This is a genomic window from Methylobacterium fujisawaense, from assembly GCF_039619325.1.
In the GTDB taxonomy this organism is placed as follows: domain Bacteria; phylum Pseudomonadota; class Alphaproteobacteria; order Rhizobiales; family Beijerinckiaceae; genus Methylobacterium; species Methylobacterium fujisawaense.
In genome coordinates this window covers 4,648,184-4,668,393 of sequence record NZ_CP155000.1, presented here as the reverse complement: position 1 = coordinate 4,668,393, position 20,210 = coordinate 4,648,184, and the positions used below count along the sequence as shown (strand labels likewise).

The window sequence follows — 20,210 nt, the reverse complement described above, 5'->3', positions numbered from 1 at the left end:
GCCGGGACAATCCGGCCGGCGCGCGATTTTTATCAGAAGCGCGAGCCGCCGGAGAAGCGGAACGCCTGGACCTGATCCGCGCCGATATGGCCGTACTTGCCGAGGATCGGGACGAACACCTTCTGACCCTCGTCCTTGGACAGCGCGTAGGCGTAGTCGAACCGGATCGGGCCGAGCGGCGAGTTCCACAGGATGGACGCGCCGATCGAGGAGCGGATCGCCGCCGTGTCGCGGACGTTCACGCATTCCGGCTCCACGCCGATCGTGAAGGCGTTAAAGTTGCACTTCCCGGTCGTCGGCGAGACACCGTTGATGAAGGCGTCGCCGTTCACGTTGAAGTTCCGCTGGCTGTGATAGCCGAACAGCGTGCCGGCATCGGCGAAGAGCGCGCCCTTCAGGCCCAGATCGCGCGGAACGAGGGGCAGCGGGAACTGAACTTCGAGGGTGCCGCCGACGTAGGTCGAGCCGCCGATCGCGTTCGAGCGGGCATCGGCGATGCCGACGTCGCGCGGACCGATGCCGTTCGGCGCGAAGCCGCGGACCAGCGACGGGCCGAGGAAGAACTGGTCGGTCACCCGCAGCGGATCATTGTTGAGCGACGAGATGTGGCCGCCCTGGAACCGAATGAAGCCGACGACGTCTTCGAAGATCTCCTTGTAGTACCGGGCATCGGCCGTCACGCGGAAGAACTTGGAGTCGCCACCCAGGCCGGCGACGTCGGGCTTCAGCTCGGCGTAGAGGCCGTTGCGCGGCGCGCCGATCACGTCGAGGGTCGAGTAGGCGAGTGTCAGGCCGGCCAGCGAGGTCAGCGTGTTGCCCTGCGAACCCTTGATGGCGATCGAGGCCTCGCCGTCATACGCGCAGTTCGGGTAGAGCGACTGGCCGCCGATGTTCCGGCCCGTATTCGGGTCGATCGTACCCGCCGCGTAGGTGGCGGTGTAGCCCGGGATCGGGATCGAGCAGTCGTTGTACGGCCGCTTGAGGGTGTTCGGGACCTTCAGCTCGGTGTTGTACAGCGAGTAGCGCAGCGTGATGCCGAACTCCTCGGTGATCGGCAGGCCGAGGCGGAGCTGGCCGCCATACACCGTGGTCTCGTAGCGCGAGTACCGGGTCAGGTCGGAGTACTTGTAGAAGGCGTCGAAGCCAGCTGCCAGCCGGTAGCCGAGGAAGTACGGCTCGGTGAACGAGAAGTCGACGCCGCGCGAGTACTGGCCACCCGTACCGGCCAAGCGGACGTACTGGCCGCGGCCGAGGAAGTTCGACTCGGAAACCGAGACCTCGCCGATGATGCCGTCCTGGGTGGAGTAGCCGCCCGCCACCGAGAACGAACCCGTGGGCTGATCCTCAACGTCGATGTTGATGACCACGCGGTCCGGGGCCGAGCCCGGCTCGTTGGAGAAGCGGACCTTCTTGAAGAAGCCGAGACCGTTCAGGCGCCGCTCGGCGCGGTCGGTCAGCACGCGGTTGTAGGCGTCGCCCTCGGCGATATCGAGTTCGCGACGGATGACGTAGTCGCGGGTGCGGGTGTTGCCGCGGATGTTGATGCGCTCGACGTAGACGTGCGGGCCGTCCTCGACCACGAAGCCCAGGGAGACCTGATGGCTGGCCGGATCGCGCTGCCCGGTCGGGCGGACCTGCGCGAACGGATAGCCGGCGCGGTTGACCTCGCGGGTGACGTTGTTGAGCGTCTTCTCCACGTCATCGGCATTGTAGACGTCGCCCACGGAGGTGGCGATGTCGCTGCCGAGCTTCGTCGTATCGAGGCCCGGCAGGCGCGAATCCACCTGGACGGCCCCGACCTTGTACTGCTCGCCCTCGCTCACCGTCACGGTGATGACGTAGCCGGACTTGTCGCCCTCGACATAGCGCGCGTCGGCGCTGACCACCTGGAAGTCGGCGTAGCCGTTCTTCAGGTAGTAGCGGCGCACCTGGTCGAGATCGTTGGTGATCCGGTCCGGATCGTACACGTCGGAGGTCTTGATGAACGACAGGAAGTTCATCTCCGAGGAGCTCATCAGCCCCTTCAGGGTCCGCTCCGAGAAGGCATTGTTGCCGACGAAGTTGATCGAGAGGATGCCGGTCTTGTCGCCTTCGTCGACCTGGTAGATCACGTCGACGCGGCCGTTGGGCAGGTCGACCGTCCGGTAGGTCACCTTGGCGGTGCCGCGCCCGAAGCGCTTGTAGACGTCGCGGATACGCGCGAGGTCGGCGTTGATGATCGCCTCGCTGTACGGGCCGCGGGCCTTGGCCTCGACGATCCCCTCGAGGGTCGCCTTCTCGACCTTCTTGTTGCCCTCGAAGACAACGCGGTTGATCAGGCTGTTCTCGCGGACCGTCACCACCGTGCGGCCACCCGACTGGGCGACCTTCACGTCGGAGAACATCCCGCTCGCGAGCAGGTTGCGGCGGGCCTCCTCGGCGGAGCCGGACGCCGTCCCGGTCACGTAGGACCGGATCGTGTCGGCATCGACGCGCTGGTTGCCCTGGACGACGATCTGCTGCGCCTGGGCGGCCCCGCTCAGGACAACGCCAAGACCCGCAGTGACTAGGACGATGGTTTTCCGCACCGACTTACGTCGGGGCTTCCCCGTCAACGACATCATGCAATCGCCCGTTTCTGTTCTGGTCGCGGGGGTTAGCCCGTCACAGGCGACCGTTGATCGGCCGTCCCGTCACCTGGTCCAAGCGTGGCTTCGGTCCAAGCGTAGCTCTTACCGGGATTCCCCAGCCAAGCAAACGCGCGGGAGGCCATCGTCAGGGGATTTTGGGGGGTCGTGGCCTTCGCGCCACTTAACGGTGCAGTCAGCATGAAGACAAACCGCAGATCGTGGTGAACGCCACGTAAATGTCTGGACTGTCGGAGGTTTTCAGACCCGATCGCGATCCCGTGAACAGGATCTTAACCCGGTTTCACCCCGTTGGAGCGGCGCCATCCGGGCGGCGTCCGGGCGAGACCGCGGCGGGATTGGGGCAGCCTTTCCGGTGGAGATCCGGCGGAATCACAGGATCCCGCCGGCCCGCAATCAGGTGTTCCGCCAGGAGGCGCCGAGATTGAGGATGTCGTTCCAGGCGGCGAACAGCATCAGCATCAGCACCAGGGCGAGACCGATACGGAATCCGATCTCCTGGGCCCGCTCGCTCAGCGGACGGCCGCGCACCACCTCGAAGGCGTAGAACAGCAGGTGTCCGCCATCGAGCAACGGCACGGGGAACAGGTTGAGCAGGCCGATCGAGACGGAGAGCAGCGCGATGAGCCCGACCAGACCGCCGACGCCGCCGGTCTTGGCGACTTCGCCGGAGACGCGGGCGATGCCGATCGGACCCGAGAGCTGGTCGGCGGATTCCCGGCCGGTGACGAGCTTGCCGAGATACGAGAAGGTGCGCTCGACGACGAAGTAGGTCTCCTTCACGCCGAGATTGAGCGAATCGAGCGCCCCGTAGGTCACGAGGCGGGCCTCCGAGCCCGCGGGCGACCGGATGCCGAGCCGGCCGATCCGGTGGCGGCCGAACGGCGTCTTCTCCTCGAAGGTGGCGGGCGTCGCCTGGATCGTGATGGGCTGGTCGTTGCGCTCCACCGTGAAGGTCAGCGGCGTCCCGGCGCTGCCGGTCACCGTGCGGTACATGGCGTTGAAGTCGCCGATCTTCTCGCCGTCGATGGCGGTGATCACGTCGCCGGGCTGGAAGCCGGCCTGGGCGGCGACGCTGTTCGGCTCCACCGACGAGACCCGGGCGGGCAGCTCGTAGCGGCCGCCCAGCCAGATCGCGCCGGCGAAGAGCAGGATCGCCAGGATGAAGTTCGCCACAGGGCCGGCGGCGACGATCGCCGCGCGCTTGGACACGGGCTGGGTCGGGAAGCTGATCGCCCGCTCCTGCGGGCTCATCCGGGCGACGGCCTCGGGATCGGGCATGCTGGCGCCGTTCACGTCGCCGTGGAACTTCACGTAGCCGCCGAGGGGGATGGCGCAGAGCTTCCAGCGGGTGCCGCGGCGGTCGTTGAAGCCGAACAGCTCGGGGCCGAAGCCGAGCGAGAAGGCGTGAACCCCGACCCCGCACCAGCGCCCGACCAGAAAGTGGCCCATCTCGTGCACGAACACCACGACGGTGAGCACGAATAGGAACGGAATCACTGCGCCGAAGAAGCCGCCGGCGGTTCCGCCCATCGCGTTGAGGAAGTCCATACGCCGTATCCTGGCCGTCTCGGCGCCGGCTTCTCGGGCCGGCCATCCGCCCTGTCTAGCAGATCGGCGGGGCCGACCGCCAACGCAATCCTGCGGGGCGGCTGCGGAAGGTCGCACGCGCGGTCCGATTCCGCACCCGCCGACCGCCCGGGATCGGGGCAGCCCGTCAGTGGCCGGCCCCGCCGCCCGCACCGGCCTGGGGCCGCCGGATCATGGGAACGGCGCAGGCCATCGCCAGGAACAGAACCGTCAGCGCCAGGAATACATCCTCGAAGGCCATGACCAGGCCCTGGATCCGCACGGTGTTGGTCATCGCCTTCAGCGCCATGCCCGACGCGGCGCTTCCATAGGCCTCGAAGCCGCGCTGCATCGTGTCGAGGCGCTCCAGGGCGGTCGTGTTCGCCCAGGTGAAGCGCTCGTGCAGCCGCGCGAGATGGAGGTCCCACCGGTCGTTGAGGATCGTGTTGATCAGCGCGAGGCCGACCGCGCCACCGAGGTTACGGGTCAGGTTGAACAGCCCCGACGCGTTCTTCATCCGCGCCGGCGGCAGCGTCCCGAGCGCGATGTTGTTGATCGGGATCATGCACAGCATCAGCGAGCAGCCACGCAGGATCTGGGGCAGGAGCAGCTCGTAGAAGTCCCAGTCCTTGGTGAGGCCGGTGACGATCCACGTGCCGCAGGCGAAGCCGACGAAGCCGATGCCCATCATGATGCGGGGATCGACCTTGCCCGAAAGCCGGCCGGCGATGGGGGCGGTGGCGAACATGCACAGGCCGGAGACGAACATCGTCTCGCCGATCATCAGCGCCGAGTAGCCGCGCACCCGGGCCAGATAGACCGGATAGATGTAGGTCAGCCCGTAGAGCCCGATGCCCAGGACGAAGCTCGCCACGCACCCGCTGGCGAAGTTCCGGTCCGAGAAGGCCCTCAGATCGACGATCGGCTGCTTCGCCGTGAAGACCCGCCAGAAGAACAGCAGCGCCGAGGTTCCGCAGATGACCGCGCAGGCGAACACCGCCTCGTCCTGCAGCCAATCGTGGTTCGGCCCCTCCTCCAGCACGTATTCCAGGCAGCCGAGGAAGCCGGCCATGAAGGCGAGGCCGGCCCAGTCGAACGATTTGATCAGGCCGTAATTGGGCTCGTCGAAATCGACCAGGATCCAGGTCGAGACGGTCACGAAGATGCCCGGCACGACGTTGATCAGGAACAGCCAGTGCCACGACATGAGATCGGTGAGATAGCCGCCCACCGTCGGGCCGATCGTCGGCGCCAGCGTCGCCACGAGCCCGATCATCGGCGACACGATGGTCCGCTTCGAGGGCGGGAAGATCGTGAAGGCCGCCGCGAACACGGTGGGGATCATACCGCCGCCGATGAAGCCCTGGAGCGCCCGCCAGACGATCATCTCGCCGATCGACGAGGAGGTGGCGCACATCAGGCTCATCAGGGTGAAGCCGCCCGCCGAGATGGCGAACATCCAGCGGGTCGAGAGCACCCGCGACAGGGTGCCGGAGAGCGGGATCGAGATGACCTCGGCGATCAGGTAGCTGGTCTGGACCCAGGGGATCTCGTCGCCTGAGGCCGAGAGGCCGGCCTGGATCTCGTTCAGGGAGGCCGAGACGATCTGGATGTCCAGGATCGCCATGAACATCCCGAAGACCATGCAGACGAACGCCACCATGCGGCGGCGGTCGAGGGGCGGCTCGGTGGCGCGGGCCGTCGCGCCGCGCGTCGGGGCGGCGGCATCGCCCGCGGAGGTGGCGGCACTGGCGGCCATCGCGGGTCTCAGCGGCTCGCGGTGTTGACCGGCCGCGGCGCGGAAGCGCGGTCGAGGACGGAGCGGTCCGCGCCGGTGCGGGTATCGACCCGCACCACCGCCGACAGGCCCGGCCGCAGCAGGCCCTCGCGGGCGACCTCCTCGGGCACCCTCACCCGGACGGGCAGGCGCTGAACGATCTTGGTGAAGTTGCCCGTGGCGTTGTCGGGCGGCAGCAGGCTGAACACCGAGCCGGAGGCCGGCGAGAACGATTCCACCACGGCGTGGATCTCGCGGTCCGGATAGGCGTCGACCGTGACGGTCACGGGCTGGCCGGGACGCATGCGCTCGACCTGGGTCTCCTTGAAGTTCGCGTCGATCCGGACGCTCTGGAGCGGGACGAGCGCGGCGATCCGCGTGCCGGGCCCGACATAGGCGCCGGCCTCCACGGCCTTGTTGCCGACAACCCCGTCGAAGGGCGCGCGGATCACCGTGAAGTCGAGGTCGCGGCGGGCTCGGTCGACGGCGGTGCGGAGTTCCGCCGCGAGGCTCTCCGCCTCGCGCTTCTGTGCCTGGAGGACGTCGACGTTGGCGCGCGCCGCGACGAGGCCGGCCTCCATGGCCTTGACGGAGGCCTCGGTGCGGTCGCGGTCGGCGCGCGTCTGGTCGATGCGCGACTTGGCGACGTAATCCGCCTGCATCTGCATCGACCGGGTGAAATCGGCCTGGGCACGAACGGCGTCGGCGCGGCTCGCGTCGAGCTGCGCGGCGGCCTGGGCGACCTGCGCCTGGGCCGCCTCGGCTTGCCGGACGATCCGCGCGATGGTGCTCTCCTGCGTGGCGAGCTTGTCCTGCGCGGCCTGGAGTGCGAGGCGATAGTCGCCGTCGTCAAGCTGGGCGATGACGTCGCCCTTCTTCACAGCGAGGCCGTTCACCACCGGGACCGACTGGAGGTAGCCCGGGATCTTGGCCGCGAGGACGGAGATGTCGGCCTGGACGTAGGCATCGTCGGTGGAGACGAAGAACCGCCCGACGGTCCACCACTGCCACCCTTCATAGGCGCCGCCGCCCAGGGCGGCCGTCAGGAGGCCGAGCAGGAGGAGTCGCCTGACGGGACGCTTGCGCGCCGGGACCGCCTCGTCCGGCACGGACTTCGGCAGAGGTGCCGTGACTGAGGCCTGCGCAGGATGCTCCGCGCGCTCCTCGTCTCTGGCCTCGATTCCGGCCTCGAGACCGGAATTGAGCCGATCCGCGTCCTCGCGAAGGGACATATCAGCGCCTCGACCTCAATGACCGAACGGTTCGGTCAATAACGAGGCACGGCTTGACGTGCCTCCGCAGAAGCCGCAGATTATGTTGACCGAACGGTTCGGTCAAGCGTGGCGGCGCCACGGGCGCGGAGCGGGACGATGGCTCAGGGTGCGGTTCTGGAGCGAGGTCAGGCCCAGCACGAGGGCGACAAGCGGCAGCAGATCCTCGAGGGTGCGCGGATTGTGTTCCTGTCGGCGGGGTTCGACGGTGCCAGCATGGGCGAGATCGCCCGCGCGGCCGGTGTCTCGAAGGGCACGCTCTACGTTTATTTCGAGAGCAAGGAGGCGCTGTTCGAGGCGCTGACGACGCAGGAGAAGGCCAGCCTCGCCGAAGCCCTGTTCACGCTCGATGCGGATGACCCCGACGTGCCGGGCGTGCTCACGCGGCTGGGGGTGAGCTTCCTGACCGAGATGTGCCGGCCGGAGCATGTCTCGCTGGTTCGCATGGTGATCGGTGCGAGCGAGAAGTTTCCCCGCTTCGGGCAGGTCTATTATCAGGCCGGTCCGGCCTGCGGCGTCGACCGCCTCTCCCGCTATCTCGACGCGCAGGTCCAGGCGGGACGCCTGACCATCGCCGACACCGAACTCGCGGCCCGACACTTCCTGCACCTCTGCCAGGCCGGTCTGCTGACGCGCCTGCTGTTCGCGGCAGGCGGCATCGCCGGCGAGGCCGAGATGCGCCATCAGATCGACGAGGCGGTGCGGGTGTTCCTGGCCGGCTACGGCCCGGCGCGCTGAGGCGAAGGTTCAGCCGGCGGCGCGCAGCTCCGGCAGGGCCTCGGCGCTCCAGATCCGGACGTGGGCGTCGATGGCGAGCGCCTCGTCCACGTCGGCCGGTGCGGTGCGGTACGAGCCGGCGAAGTGCGTGCAGGCGCGCTCGACCAGATCGCTGATCCCGTAGAAGCCGATCCGGCCGGCAATGAAGGCCGCTACCGCGATCTCGTTGGCCGCGTTCATCACGGTCGGCGCCGCGCCGCCGGCGGCCAGCGCCGCCCGGGCGATCCGCAGGCAGGGGAAACGCGCCTCGTCCGCCGCCTCGAAGGTGAGCGAACCCAGCGTCACGAGGTCGAGGGGCCGACCGCGCTCGATGGTGAGCCGGTCCCCGAGCCCGAGGCAGTGCGAGATCGGCACGCGCATGTCGGGCAGCGCCAGCTCGGCGGTCACCGCCCCGTCGAGCCAGTAGACCAGGCCGTGGATCACCGATTGCGGATGCACCACGACGTCCAGGCGCTCGGGCTCGATCCCGAACAAATGGTGCGCCTCGATCAGTTCGAGGCCCTTGTTCATCAAGCTCGCCGAATCGATGTTGATCTTCATGCCCATCGACCAGGTCGGATGAGCGGCCGCCTCGGCCGCGGAGGCGGCGGCGATGCGCTCGCGGGTCCAGGTCCGGAACGGGCCGCCCGAGGCCGTGATCATCATGGTGCGGACGTCGGCAAGCGGCCGGCCGGCCAGCGCCTGGCTCAGGGCGTCGTGCTCGGAATCCATCGGCAGGATCGTGGCGCCGTAGCGCGCGGCGTCGCGCATGAAGGCGTCGCCGGCGCAGACGAGGCTCTCCTTGTTGGCGAGCGCGACCTTGCGGCCCAGCCGAAGGGCGGCGTGGGTCGATTTCAGCCCCGCCGCCCCGCTCACCGCCGCCACGACGATGTCGGCGTCGCGGGCGGCCGCCTCCATGACGGCCGCCTCCCCCGCCCCGCTCGGGATGCCGGAGCCCGACAGGGCCTCGGCGAGGGCCGGGCCGGCGGATTCATCGGCCAGTGCCGCGAAGGACGCATTCAGCTCCCGCGCGACCTTGGCCAGGGCGACGGGATCCTTGCCCCCCACCAGGGCGCCGGCCCGGAACCGGTCGGCATGCTGGGCGAGGAGGTCGGCGGTGGAACGGCCGATCGAGCCGGTGGCGCCGAAGACGGTGACGACCTGGGTCACGGGTTCAACTCCCTCATCGTCACGCGATCAGACCGCCCCCGCGCAGGGCGAGATAGAGGGCCGCCAGCACGGCGACCGCGAAGAATCCGTCGAGCCGGTCCATGACGCCGCCATGCCCAGGGATGATCTTTCCGGAATCCTTCACGCCATAATGGCGCTTGAGACCGGATTCGATCAGGTCCCCCGCCTGACTGAGGACGGAGGCGAGCGCACTGACGCCTGCCACAACCGGCAGGGAGGCGGCGCTGGGCAGAGGCATCCCGGCAAGGTCGGCGACCACCGGGACCAGCGTCCCGGCCGCGACCGCGCCGACGAGGCCGCCGAGGGCCCCCGACCACGTCTTGTTGGGCGAGACCCGGGGCATCAGCTTCGGGCCGCCGATCTTCCGGCCGGCAAAATAGGCAGCAATGTCGGTGGACCAGACCACCGCGAACATCCAGGCCGGACCGACGAGACCGATGGCGGGATCGTCGCGCAGGGCCACGGGCACCGCCGCGATCGCCGCCGCGCCGAGCACACCGGCGAACGCGCGGAACCGGCCCCCAGGCGTCCGCGCCACCGTAGCGCAAGCCGCGGCGCCGAGTACAAGGACAGCGATGCAGGCCGGTGTCGGGGCACCGCCGCGCTGGCAGAGCAGCAGGGCGCCCAGCGTCGCAGCGCCCAGTGCGATCAGAACCTCGCGGGGCTCGGTGCGGCTCATCACCATCCACTCGCCGAATCCGATGATGCCGGCGGCGAGCCAGATCCCCGCGAAGGGCCAGCCCCCATAGACGAGTGCGGCCAGCACGCCGGCTCCGAGCACGAGGCCCGAGGCGACGCGCAGCCACAGCTCGCGCCGTCCCGAGGGACGCGCGGCCGGTGCGGCGGCGGCGGTCACGCGCGTCCCGTCCCTTCGCCTCAGACCTGCATGATTTCCTTCTCCTTGGAGGCCAGCACGCCGTCGATCTCGGCGATGAACTGGTCGGTCGCCTTCTGCACGTCGGCGGCCTGGCGCTTCTCGTCGTCCTCCGAGATGGCGCTGTCCTTCAGGAGCTTCTTCAGATGGTCGAGGCCGTCCCGGCGGACGTGGCGCACGGCGACGCGGGCCTCCTCGGTGTACTTGTGGGCGACCTTGACCATCTCCTTGCGGCGCTGCTCGTTCATCTCGGGGATGCGGAGCCGGATGGTCTGCCCCTCGGTCTGCGGGTTGAGTCCGAGATCGGATTCGCGGATCGCCTTTTCGACGGCGGTGACCATGCTGCGGTCCCAGACCGAGATCGACAGGAGCCGGGGCTCCGGCACGCTGACGGTGGCGACCTGCGCCATCGGCATCATCGATCCGTAGGCATCCACCTGGATCGGATCCAGGAGCGACGGCGTGGCGCGCCCGGTGCGCAGCGAGCCGAGATCCTTCGAGAGCGAGGACACGGCGCCCTGCATCCGGCGCTTGAGGTCGTTGAGATCGAATTCCGGTGTGGCCATGGTGGTCGTCCCGAGACGTCTGACGGTATCTTGAGCCCGGCGCGGGCAATCGCGGCCTCAATGGACGAATTTTTTCAGGGCCGCAAACGGTGGCGGCGGCATCACCGCCGCGTCGTCAGGGCGCCACGAGGGTCGAGGGGGCCTCGCCCGACAGGATGCCGGCAATCGAGCTCGGCGGATGGAGCGATCCGACGAGGATCGACAGCCGGCTCTCCCGGGCCAGCGCGAAGGCTGCCGTGTCCATCACCTTGAGATCGCGGGCGATGGCCTCGTCATGGGTGATGCGGTCGTAGCGGGTCGCGCTCGGATCCTTCTTGGGATCGGCCGTGTAAACGCCGTCGACCTGCGTCGCCTTCAGAACCGCGTCGCAGCGCAATTCGGCGGCGCGCAGGACGGCGGCGGTGTCGGTGGTGAAGAACGGATTGCCGGTGCCGCCCGCGAGGACGACCACCTGCCCCTTGTCGAGGTGGTGCAAGGCCGGCTGGCGGGCGTAGGTCTCGCAGATGGTCGGCATCGACACCGCCGACATGGTGCGGGCCTGGACGCCCGCGGCGTTCAGGGCGGTCTCGATAGCCAGGGAATTCATGACGGTAGCCATCATCCCCAGCGAATCCCCGGTGGCCCGGTCGATCCAGCCGGCCGCCGAAATCCGCGCTCCGCGGATCATGTTGCCGCCGCCGACCACGATGGCGATCTCGGCACCGGCCTCGATGGTACGGGCGATGTCCTCGGCGAGCCCCGCCAGGGTCGGCGGATGCAACCAGTACCCGTCAGGGGCTGCAAGAGCCTCGCCCGATAGCTTCAGCAATATCCGGCGAAACGGCGTCGTATCCGGCATCGGGTTTCCCGGCTCCATCCCGCGTCGCGCAAACCGGGAGGCTTCTACGTCAGGCGCGGGAGTTCCGTCGAGGGGTTCGGGCCGATCCGGCGGGGCACATCGGTCGAATCATACGGGAGAGATGGCCCAATCCCGGGAGGACCATCCGTCAACGGGCGAGGCGCCGGCCTGATCGTGGATCAGGCCGGCGCCCGGTTTTCAGCTGCCGGTCAGGACGCCGACGGCGCCGAGAACGGTCATGACGAGACCTGAGGCGAACACGCCGATCATCAGGTAGGAGAAGGGTTTCAAAGGCATGGGCAGGACATAGCGCAGCGCCGCGAAACGGCGTGTGCGCCGCAACACGATCCGGCGTGGAACGCTTTGGCGAGGCCGAAAATGCGAAGCCCCGCCCGGCTCGCGCCGGACGGGGCTGGTCTCACTGGGGCCCGGCGCGCCGGGCGATCGCGGACGATGATTAGGCGCGGCCGGCCTGCTGGGCGACCTCGGTGGCGAAGTCCGGCCCCTCTTCCTTCTCGATGCCCTCGCCGAGGGCGTAGCGCACGAAGCCCGTCAGGGTGACCGGACCGCCGACCTTCGAGCCGGCCTCCTTGAGAACCTGGCTCACCGTCTTCGAGCCGTCGTGCACGAAGGGCTGCTCCAGGAGGGTGACCTCCTTGTAGTAGCTCTTCAGGCCGCTCTCGATGATCTTGGCCATCACGTGGTCCGGCTTGCCGGCGTTCTTCTCGCGCAGGATGTTCGACTCGCGCTCCACCGTGGCGGTGTCGACGCCCGAGGCGTCCAGCGCCACCGGGTTGGTCGCCGCGATGTGCATGGCGATCTGGCGGCCCAGGGCCGAGAGCGCCTCGACGTCGCCCTCGGACTCGAGCGCCACGAGCACGCCGATCTTGCCGAGGCCCTCGGAGATCTGGTTGTGCACGTAGGAGGCGATGACGCCCTTCTTGACCTCGAGCTTGGTGACCCGGCGCAGGTTCATGTTCTCGCCGATGGTGGCGATCAGGGCCTGCAGCTTCTCCGAGACGGTCTCGGTGGCGCCCGGGAAGTGGGCGCTCTGGAGGCCCTCCAGCGTGCCGTCGGTGTTCAGGGCGATCTTGGCGGCCTCGCGGGCGAAGGCCTGGAAGGCGTCGTTGCGGGCGACGAAGTCGGTCTCGGAGTTCACCTCGACCACGGCGGCGTGGTGGCCGGCGGACTCGACGGCCACGAGGCCCTCGGCGGCGACGCGGCCGGCCTTCTTGGCGGCCTTGGCGAGACCCTTCTTGCGCAGCCAGTCGACGGCGGCCTCGATGTCGCCCTGCGTCTCGTTGAGCGCGCCCTTGCAGTCCATCATGCCGGCGCCGGTCTTCTCCCGGAGCTCCTTCACCATCGCGGCGGTGATGTTGGCCATGGCGGTCCCTTTCGTGTGGTCTGGATGCGAGAGGCCCGGCGCGCGGGTGAGCGGCCGGGCCCGGTATGCCTGGAACCGCGACGGCCCGATGACGGGGCCGTTGCGGAGTCCCGATGGATCAGGCCGCGGCGGCGGCCTCGACGAAGCCGCGGGCCTGGGAGACCCACGAATCGCGGTCGATGCGGCCGTTGAGCTTCAGGTCGGCGTCGACCTTGGCAACGTCCTCGGGGGTCATCGCGGCGAGCTGCCAGTAGTGGTAGATGCCGGCGTCGTTCAGCTTCTGGACGATCTGCGGGCCGGCGCCGTTGAGCTTGGTCAGGTCGTCCGGCGCGCCGCGCGGGGCGGCGAGCAGCTCGAAATGCTCGGTCGACTCGGCGAGCATCGCCACGTCGGCCGGGTCGAGGGCGTCGGACTCGACCGTGACGGCCGCGTCGTCGTTGGCCGGCAGCTCCTCGGCCATCGGCTCCTCGGAGGCGCCGAGATCCATGCCCGACGAGCCCTGGGCGCGCGAGATGCCGTCGATGGCGGCCTTGGCGATCAGGTCGCAGTAGAGCGCGATGGCGCGGCCCGCATCGTCGTTGGCCGGGACGATGTAGCTGATGCCGTCCGGGTTGCAGTTGGTGTCGACGATGGCGGCCACCGGGATGCCGAGGCGGTTCGCCTCCTTGATCGCCAGCTGCTCCTTGTTGGTGTCGATCACGAACAGCAGGTCGGGGACGCCGCCCATATCCTTGATGCCGCCGAGCGCCTTCTCGAGCTTCTCCTTCTCACGGGAGAGCATCAGGCGCTCCTTCTTGGTCAGGCCAGGGCCGCCGGTCTCCAGCGTCTCGGTGACCTTGCGCAGGCGCGAGATCGAACCCGAGATCGTCTTCCAGTTGGTGAGCATGCCGCCCAGCCAGCGGGAGTTGACGTAGTACTGGGCCGAGCGCTTGGCCGCCTCGGCGATCGTGTCGGCCGCCTGGCGCTTGGTGCCGACGAACAGCACGCGGCCGCCCTTGGCGACGGTGTCGCTCACCGCCTGCAGCGCCTGGTGCAGCGCCGGCACGGTCTGGGCGAGGTCGATGATGTGGATGTTGTTGCGGGTGCCGAAGATGTACGGCTGCATCTTCGGGTTCCAGCGGTGCGACTGGTGACCGAAATGGGCGCCCGCCTCGAGGAGCTGACGCATAGAAAAGTCGACGGCCATATCTGTGTGCTCTCCGGTTATATCCGCCGCGGAGGGATGCGGCCGGCCGAAATCTCGGACGACCACCGGAAACGCCTCATTCAGGCATGAGGCCGGCTCCGCGTGTGGGATGGGCCGGCGCTTAGCAGAGGCCGAGTGCGAAGGCAAGGCGCGGAACGGGGCCTGCGCGATCGGCTTCCGGGCCCCCGCCGTCGTCGGCGCCATCGTCAATCTTGCGTCAATCTCGCCCGGTCGCCGCACTGGTCGCCCTCGAAAAGGGGACGGCTCACGCAGCCGCAAACACCGCCGCCACGTCCCCGGGGATCATCACCCGGTAATCCCCCGCCGCCAGATCCGCCGGCAGGTCGAGGCCGCCGACCCGATCCCGGTGCAGGGCCGTGACGTGGTTGCCGACGGCGGCGAACATCCGGCGGACCTGATGGTAGCGGCCCTCCGTCAGCGTCACCGCGCAATGCGTGGCATCGGCGACGTCGAGGTGCACCGGCAGCAGCGGGCGGTCCTCACCCTCGAGCATCAGCGTGCCGGCGGCGAAGACCGCCGCCTCCCCGCCGGTCAGCGGCCGGTCGAGGGTGACGCGGTAGCGCTTGGCCACCTGCGCCTTCGGGCTGATGATCCGGTGCAGCAGAGCGCCATCGTCGGTCAGCAGCAGCAGGCCCGAGGTCTCCTTGTCGAGCCGCCCGACGGTCGAGAGCGGCGGGTCGCGGCGGCGCCAGCGCTCCGGCAGAAGCCCGTAGACCAGCGGACCGGCCTCCTTGTGCGAGCAGGTCACGCCGAGCGGCTTGTGCAGCATCAGACAAAGGCCGGGCAGCGGATCGAGGGGCGCGCCGTCGATCGTCAGCCGGTCCGGCAGATCCGGGTCGAGGGCGATCCGGTCGCCGGCATCGTCCAGATCCGCGCCATCGAGGCGGATCGCGCCGGCGCGGGCGAGGGTCTGGATCTCGCGGCGCGAGCCGTAGCCGAGATTGGCGAGGAGCTTGTCGAGCCGGACGGACTTGGCTGCGCTCACCGGCGCGCCTCGTAGACGCGGAAGCCGTTCGCCTGCACGGCGACGGAGACGCTCCGGAACGCCGCGCGCAGGGGCGCCTCGTAAGGCAGATGCGCGTTGGCCACGAGCCAGAGCGTGCCGCCCGGCCGCAGAACCTCGGATGCCCGGGCGATGAATGCGCGGCCGAGGGACGGGTCCTCGGCTCCGGCCTCGTGAAACGGCGGATTGGTGACGATGAAGTCGAGCTGGTCCGGTACCACGCCGGGCGTCCGGACATCCGCCCAGTGGATCGTGGCCCGCGGGTCGGCGACGTTGCGCCGGGCCATCTCGACGGCCCGGCGGTCGATCTCTACCAGCGTCAGGGCGGTGACCGCGTCCGATCCCAGCACCGCTCGGGACAGGATCCCGAGGCCGCAGCCGAAATCGGCGCCGCGGCCCTTGAAGGCCGGCAGATTCGCCAGGAGCAGCGCCGTGCCGGCATCCAGCCGGTCCCACGAGAAGATTCCGGGCTGCGTGCACAGGGCGAGGTTGTCGACATGGCGCGGACCGCCCTCGTCGATCGCCTCGGCGAGTCCGGCCGGCTCTGTCGGGCGCTCCGCCGTGCAGATCCGGTGATGCCGGCGCGGCTGGTCGGCGGCGGCGCAGCCGAAGGTCGTGAGTTCCTTGGCGAGACGGGTGCCGCCCCGGTCCTTCGGGGCCAGGGCGACCATGCGCCCGCCCGGCCCGAGGGCGCGCAGCACCTGGGCCAGCACGTAGCGCCGCTCGACCGTTCCGGGCGGCGCGAGCACCGTGGCCGCGTCGAGGCTGTTCTCGGACAGATCCTCCAGCCGTGCGGCGCCGGGGATCATGGGGGAAAGCTGGACGGCGTCGCCCGGGACCTCAGCGAGGTCGGCCGGCGGCAGGCCGTAGACGGCATGGCGCATGAACGGTTCGGGATCTGGAGAGCCAACGCCGGAACGCGAATCCGCGGCGGAGCGGGGCAAGCCCGCGCCCGACTCGGTTCATCCGGGGGAACACCGCGTTTATACCGGAACCGGCCGGGAAGCCCAGCCTCCCGGGCGCGGCCCCGTCGTCAGCCGCGCGGGAATTCGAGGCCCATCTCGCGGTAGCGGGCCGGATCGTCGGCCCAGTTCTCCCGCACCTTCACGTGCAGGAACAGGTGGACCTTGGCGTCGGCCGCCTCGGCGATCTCGACGCGGGCCGCCTGCCCGATCGACCGGATGGTCTGGCCGCCCTTGCCGAGCACGATGGAGCGCTGGCTCTCACGCTCGACGAAGATCGTCTGCTCGATCCGAACCGACCCGTCGGGCCGGATCTGCCACTGGTCGGTTTCCACCGTCGAGCGATAGGGCAGTTCCTCGTGAAGCCGGTCGTAGATCTTCTCGCGGGTGATCTCGGCGGCGAGCATGCGCAGCGGCGCGTCCGAGACCTGATCCTCCGGATAGAGCCAGGGGCCCGGCGGCATCCGGGCCGCGAGAGCGCGGCGCAGATCGTCCACGCCGTCGCCGTTCAGCGCCGAGATCATGAAGGTCTCGGCGAAGGGCGCCGCGGCGTTGAGCTTGGCAGCGAGGTCGAGCAGGCGCTCGCGCGGGATCAGGTCGATCTTGTTGAGGATCAGCAGCTTCTCGCGCTTCACCTCGCCGAGCCGCCCGAGCACGGCCTCCACCTCCGCATCGACGCCCTTGCGCGCATCGACCAGCAGGCAGACCGCGTCGGCATCGGCGGCGCCGCTCCAGGCCGAATGCACCATCGCCCGGTCGAGGCGGCGCTTGGGCGCGAAGATGCCGGGGGTGTCGACGAGCACGACCTGGGCCGAGCCCTCGATGAGGATGCCCCGCACCAGCGCCCGGGTCGTCTGCACCTTCCGGGAGACGATCGAGACCTTGGTGCCGACGAGGTTGTTGAGCAGGGTCGACTTGCCGGCATTCGGCACGCCGATCAGCGCGACGAAGCCGGCCCGGGCGTCGGCGGGCGTGCCCGGGAGCATGGACGGATCGCGCGCGGGCTCCTGGCCCGGCATGGCGCCGGGGCCGTCCTGCGCGTCGTGATCGTCCGGTTCGTGCGTGTTCATGCTGTCTCCGTCGGCCCCGCATCCGCGGAGGCTCCGATTCCCTCTCGCTCCATCAGCGCCCGGGCGGCGGCCTGCTCGGCGATCCGCTTCGAGGTGCCGTCGCCGAGGCCGGGCTCTAGGCCCTCGACCTGGACGGCGATGCGGAACCGGGGCGCGTGGTCGGGACCCGTGCGTTCGACCACCGCATAGGTGGGGATCGGCAGGCTGCGGCCCATGGCCCATTCTTGCAAGGCCGATTTGGCGTCACGGCCCCGTGCCGCAGCCGTCGGCTCGCCCGGGCGGAAATGCGCCTCCACCACCGCCCGGGCGGCGTCGAAGCCGGCGTCGAGGTAGATCGCCCCCAGGATCGCCTCGCAGACGTCGGCGAGGATCGTCTGATTGCGCCGGCCGCCACCCATCACCTCGCCCTGGCCGAGGATCAGGTGCGGTCCGACCTCCCAGGACGCGGCCACAACCGCGCAGGTCTCACGCCGGACCAGAGCGGCGAGCCGCCGGGAGAGATCACCCTCGTCGGCCTCCGGAAAGGCGCCGTAAAGGCGATCGGCGACCGCGAGCCCGAGCACCCGGTCGCCGAGGAATTCCAGGCGCTGGTAGCTGCCGCCCCGACCGCTGGACTTGCTGGTATGGGTCAGGGCACGGGTGAGCAGGTCCTGATCGGCGAAGCTGTGCCCGATCCGCTCCTCGAGCGCGCTCAGGGGCGGCCGCGGCTTGTGGGCCCGACGGGATCGGGCGTTGGCCCGGGGCTGCGCGGCGTCGTCCAAGTCCGGACCGGTCAATGGATCGTCGTGAACAGGCGCGACCAGCGCACGTGGGCCGGCCAGTTCCAGACCTGCCACGCCGGGGTCCCCTCGTCGATCGAGAAGAAGATCATCTCGGCGCGCCCGACCAGATTGGCGAAGGGCACGTAGCCGACATTGGCGAGGTCGCGCGAATCGGTGGAGTTGTCGCGGTTGTCGCCCATCATGAAAAAGTGACCGGGCGGGACCGTGTACAGCTCGGTCTTGTCCCAGAAACCATTGTCGCCGTCGCGCTCGATCACCCGGTGGACCACGCCATTGGGCAGGGTCTCCATATATTGCGGCACCTTGGTGGGCTGCCCGTAGGGATCGGTCGTCTCGTAATCGGCGATCCGCTCGCGCTTCACCGCCTTGCCGTTGATGTTGAGCACGCCGTCGATCATCTGGATCTTGTCGCCCGGCAGGCCGATCACGCGCTTGATGTAGTCGGTCGAATTGTCCTTGGGCAGCTTGAACACCGCGATGTCGCCGCGCTTCGGATCGGCGCCCCAGATCCGGCCCTCGGCCTGAATCGGAATGTATTCCGACAGCGGCAGCGAGTACTTGGAGTAGCCGTAGGAATATTTCGATACGAACAGGTAATCGCCGATCAGCAGGGTCGGCACCAGCGACCCGGAGGGGATGTTGAACGGCTGGAACAGCAGCGTCCGCACCACCAGGGCGATCAGCAGCGCCTGGATGCCGACCTTCAGCGTCTCGCGGATGCTGGCCCAGGTGCCGGTCTCGGCGGGTTTCCTGAGCGGCTTGCCGTCGTAATCCACGCGCGCGTTCCGTCTTTGGTTGAGGTTCGTCACCTGCCGCCAGCGGGGCGCAGCCCCGCCGCGCGCGGCTTGCTGATGTGCGGTTGGCCCGAGGAATGCGCCGCAATCGTGTCCGCTGTGAGCGGCGGTCTAGACCATGCGCGAGCCCCCCGCAACGCGCGACCGGGGCCGGCTAATCCGCGATGGCCGCCTCAACCGGCGACAGAGACCGGCAGGGCTTCAATGATCACGAAGGCTTGTGCCATCGGTGGATCGTCCGTGAGGCTCACATGCAGGCGCGCCGCGTGTCCGGCCGGCAGAAGTTCCGCGAGCCGCGCGGCCGCACCGCCCGCCAGCCGGAGGGTCGGCTGTCCGGAGGGCAGGTTCACCACCTCCATGTCACGCCAGAACACGCCGGCGCTGAAACCCGTCCCCAGTGCCTTGGCGCAGGCCTCCTTGGCGGCGAAACGGCGGGCGTAGCCCTCGGCACGGGCGGCCCGCCGGTCGCAGCGGGCCCGCTCGCCCTCGGTGAAGACCCGGTGGGTGAAGCGCGCGCCGTGCCGCTCCAGGGTCCGGGCGATCCGACGGATGTCGCAGAGATCCGAGCCAATCCCGACGATCATGCGAGCCGGGCCCGATCCATGGCGGCCCGCATGTCGCGCACCGCTTGGTCGAGCCCCACGAAGATCGCGTCGGCGATCAGCGAATGGCCGATATTGAGCTCCCGGATCTGCGGCAGCGCCGCCACCGGCCCGACGCTGCCGAGGGTCAGCCCGTGACCCGCATGGATCTCCAAGCCGAGGCCGGCCCCGTGCTCGGCTGCGCGCCGGAGGCGGGCGAGTTCGTGGGCCGTGCGGCCCTCATCGTCCTCAAGGGCGGCCTCGCAGTAGCTGCCCGTGTGCAACTCGACCACCGGCGCCCCCAGGGCATGGGCGGCGTCCATCACCGCGGGCTCCGGCTCGACGAACAGCGAGACGCGGATACCGGCTTCCGCGAGGGTCCGGATGCGCGGCGCGAGGTGCTCCCGGCCGCCGACGATGTCGAGCCCGCCCTCGGTGGTGCGCTCCTCGCGCTTCTCCGGGACGAGGCAGGCGGCATGGGGCCGCGTGGCTAGCGCGATCGCCACCATTTCGTCGGTGGCCGCCATCTCGAAATTGAGCGGCACGGACAGTCCGCGCTTCAGCGCGGCGATGTCGGTGTCGCGGATATGGCGCCGGTCCTCGCGCAGATGCGCGGTGATGCCGTCGGCGCCCGCCGTGACGGCGAGCAGCGCCGCCCGCACCGGGTCCGGGTAATCGCCGCCGCGGGCGTTGCGGACGGTCGCGACGTGATCGATGTTGACGCCGAGGCGCAGCTTTTCGGAGGTCATCCGCTCGTTCGTCCCCGTGTCGGCGCGATGCGACAGGCTTACCGGCAGGGTTCGGAAGGCGCGGCGCGCCCTCACCCCGTGCCGGCGATATGCGGAGGATCGCGCGCGCCGGCAAGACGGCCGGGGCCGCGACACTCACCGATCGGCTGGCGCGCCCGTCATCGCGGAAGACGGCGATCCGGGGGACGAGGATCGTCACGCCAGGGATC

19 protein-coding genes are annotated in these 20,210 nt (G+C 69.4%); 1 reads left to right on the top strand and 18 read right to left on the bottom strand.

The genetic code is table 11. The annotated features are described in order from the left end of the window. Nucleotides 1–32 precede the first annotated feature (32 nt). From bamA to ABC766_RS22140, 4 genes are all read right to left on the bottom strand, one after another. A complete protein-coding gene (bamA, locus tag ABC766_RS22155) occupies nt 33–2,603 on the bottom strand; it encodes an outer membrane protein assembly factor BamA (protein WP_342141110.1) in 2,571 nt (856 codons plus the stop codon). A 420-nt stretch (nt 2,604–3,023) separates the two neighbouring features. Beyond that, nucleotides 3,024–4,178, bottom strand: a complete 1,155-nt coding sequence (locus tag ABC766_RS22150) for a M50 family metallopeptidase (protein WP_043351211.1) — start codon at nt 4,176–4,178, stop codon at nt 3,024–3,026. 166 nt (nt 4,179–4,344) lie between these two features. Continuing rightward, entirely contained in the window at nt 4,345–5,955 is a 1,611-nt protein-coding gene (locus ABC766_RS22145) for a DHA2 family efflux MFS transporter permease subunit (RefSeq protein ID WP_345819503.1), read from the bottom strand. Nucleotides 5,956–5,963: 8 nt separating this feature from the next. After that, a complete protein-coding gene (locus ABC766_RS22140; RefSeq protein ID WP_345819502.1) occupies nt 5,964–7,205 on the bottom strand; it encodes an HlyD family secretion protein in 1,242 nt (413 codons plus the stop codon). 138 nt (nt 7,206–7,343) lie between these two features. On the opposite strand from ABC766_RS22140, the gene ABC766_RS22135 reads away from it, so the two are divergent. Further along, nucleotides 7,344–7,982, top strand: coding sequence for a TetR/AcrR family transcriptional regulator (locus tag ABC766_RS22135; RefSeq protein WP_043351208.1), 639 nt, complete (start codon nt 7,344–7,346; stop codon nt 7,980–7,982). Nucleotides 7,983–7,991: 9 nt separating this feature from the next. Here the strand turns inward: ABC766_RS22135 and dxr are convergent, their stop codons facing one another. The 14 genes from dxr to ABC766_RS22065 all read right to left on the bottom strand — a co-directional run bounded on the left by dxr (nt 7,992) and on the right by ABC766_RS22065 (nt 20,001). Next, entirely contained in the window at nt 7,992–9,170 is a 1,179-nt protein-coding gene (gene dxr, locus ABC766_RS22130) for a 1-deoxy-D-xylulose-5-phosphate reductoisomerase (protein WP_043351207.1), read from the bottom strand. Between the two features lie 19 nt (nt 9,171–9,189). Beyond that, complete coding sequence (locus ABC766_RS22125) at nt 9,190–10,047, bottom strand: phosphatidate cytidylyltransferase (RefSeq protein WP_043758800.1); 858 nt, start codon at nt 10,045–10,047, stop codon at nt 9,190–9,192. Between the two features lie 20 nt (nt 10,048–10,067). Further along, complete coding sequence (gene frr, locus ABC766_RS22120) at nt 10,068–10,631, bottom strand: ribosome recycling factor (RefSeq protein ID WP_043351205.1); 564 nt, start codon at nt 10,629–10,631, stop codon at nt 10,068–10,070. A 115-nt stretch (nt 10,632–10,746) separates the two neighbouring features. Next, on the bottom strand, nt 10,747–11,469 hold the full coding sequence (gene pyrH / locus ABC766_RS22115) for a UMP kinase (protein WP_043351203.1): 723 nt from the start codon (nt 11,467–11,469) through the stop codon (nt 10,747–10,749). Between the two features lie 198 nt (nt 11,470–11,667). Beyond that, nucleotides 11,668–11,811 carry a hypothetical protein gene (locus ABC766_RS22110; protein ID WP_342145385.1) on the bottom strand — a complete coding sequence of 48 codons (144 nt, stop codon included), beginning with the start codon at nt 11,809–11,811 and terminating at the stop codon, nt 11,668–11,670. A gap of 115 nt (nt 11,812–11,926) precedes the next feature. Then, a complete protein-coding gene (gene tsf, locus ABC766_RS22105; RefSeq protein WP_345819497.1) occupies nt 11,927–12,853 on the bottom strand; it encodes a translation elongation factor Ts in 927 nt (308 codons plus the stop codon). Between the two features lie 118 nt (nt 12,854–12,971). Further along, the gene (locus ABC766_RS22100; RefSeq protein ID WP_331291092.1) at nt 12,972–14,039 is read right to left on the bottom strand and encodes a 30S ribosomal protein S2; all 1,068 of its coding nucleotides are present in this window, start codon (nt 14,037–14,039) and stop codon (nt 12,972–12,974) included. Nucleotides 14,040–14,304: 265 nt separating this feature from the next. Next, complete coding sequence (locus tag ABC766_RS22095) at nt 14,305–15,045, bottom strand: 16S rRNA pseudouridine(516) synthase (RefSeq protein WP_345819495.1); 741 nt, start codon at nt 15,043–15,045, stop codon at nt 14,305–14,307. Further along, on the bottom strand, nt 15,042–15,947 hold the full coding sequence (locus ABC766_RS22090) for a class I SAM-dependent methyltransferase (RefSeq protein WP_342145382.1): 906 nt from the start codon (nt 15,945–15,947) through the stop codon (nt 15,042–15,044). The genes ABC766_RS22095 and ABC766_RS22090 overlap by 4 nt, the downstream gene beginning before the upstream one ends. Nucleotides 15,948–16,096: 149 nt before the next feature. Further along, the gene (gene era / locus ABC766_RS22085) at nt 16,097–17,095 is read right to left on the bottom strand and encodes a GTPase Era (protein WP_043351189.1); all 999 of its coding nucleotides are present in this window, start codon (nt 17,093–17,095) and stop codon (nt 16,097–16,099) included. Beyond that, nucleotides 17,092–17,871 (bottom strand): ribonuclease III, encoded by a 780-nt coding sequence (gene rnc / locus ABC766_RS22080; protein ID WP_081948668.1) that lies wholly within the window; start codon nt 17,869–17,871, stop codon nt 17,092–17,094. The genes era and rnc overlap by 4 nt, the downstream gene beginning before the upstream one ends. After that, nucleotides 17,868–18,653 (bottom strand): signal peptidase I, encoded by a 786-nt coding sequence (gene lepB, locus ABC766_RS22075; protein WP_100793996.1) that lies wholly within the window; start codon nt 18,651–18,653, stop codon nt 17,868–17,870. The genes rnc and lepB overlap by 4 nt, the downstream gene beginning before the upstream one ends. Before the next feature lie 191 nt (nt 18,654–18,844). Further along, the gene (gene acpS / locus ABC766_RS22070; protein WP_043758808.1) at nt 18,845–19,255 is read right to left on the bottom strand and encodes a holo-ACP synthase; all 411 of its coding nucleotides are present in this window, start codon (nt 19,253–19,255) and stop codon (nt 18,845–18,847) included. After that, nucleotides 19,252–20,001: a pyridoxine 5'-phosphate synthase gene (locus ABC766_RS22065; protein WP_345819491.1), complete on the bottom strand. Its 750-nt coding sequence runs from the start codon at nt 19,999–20,001 to the stop codon at nt 19,252–19,254. Before ABC766_RS22065 ends, acpS begins: the two co-directional genes overlap by 4 nt. Nucleotides 20,002–20,210: the final 209 nt, after the last annotated feature.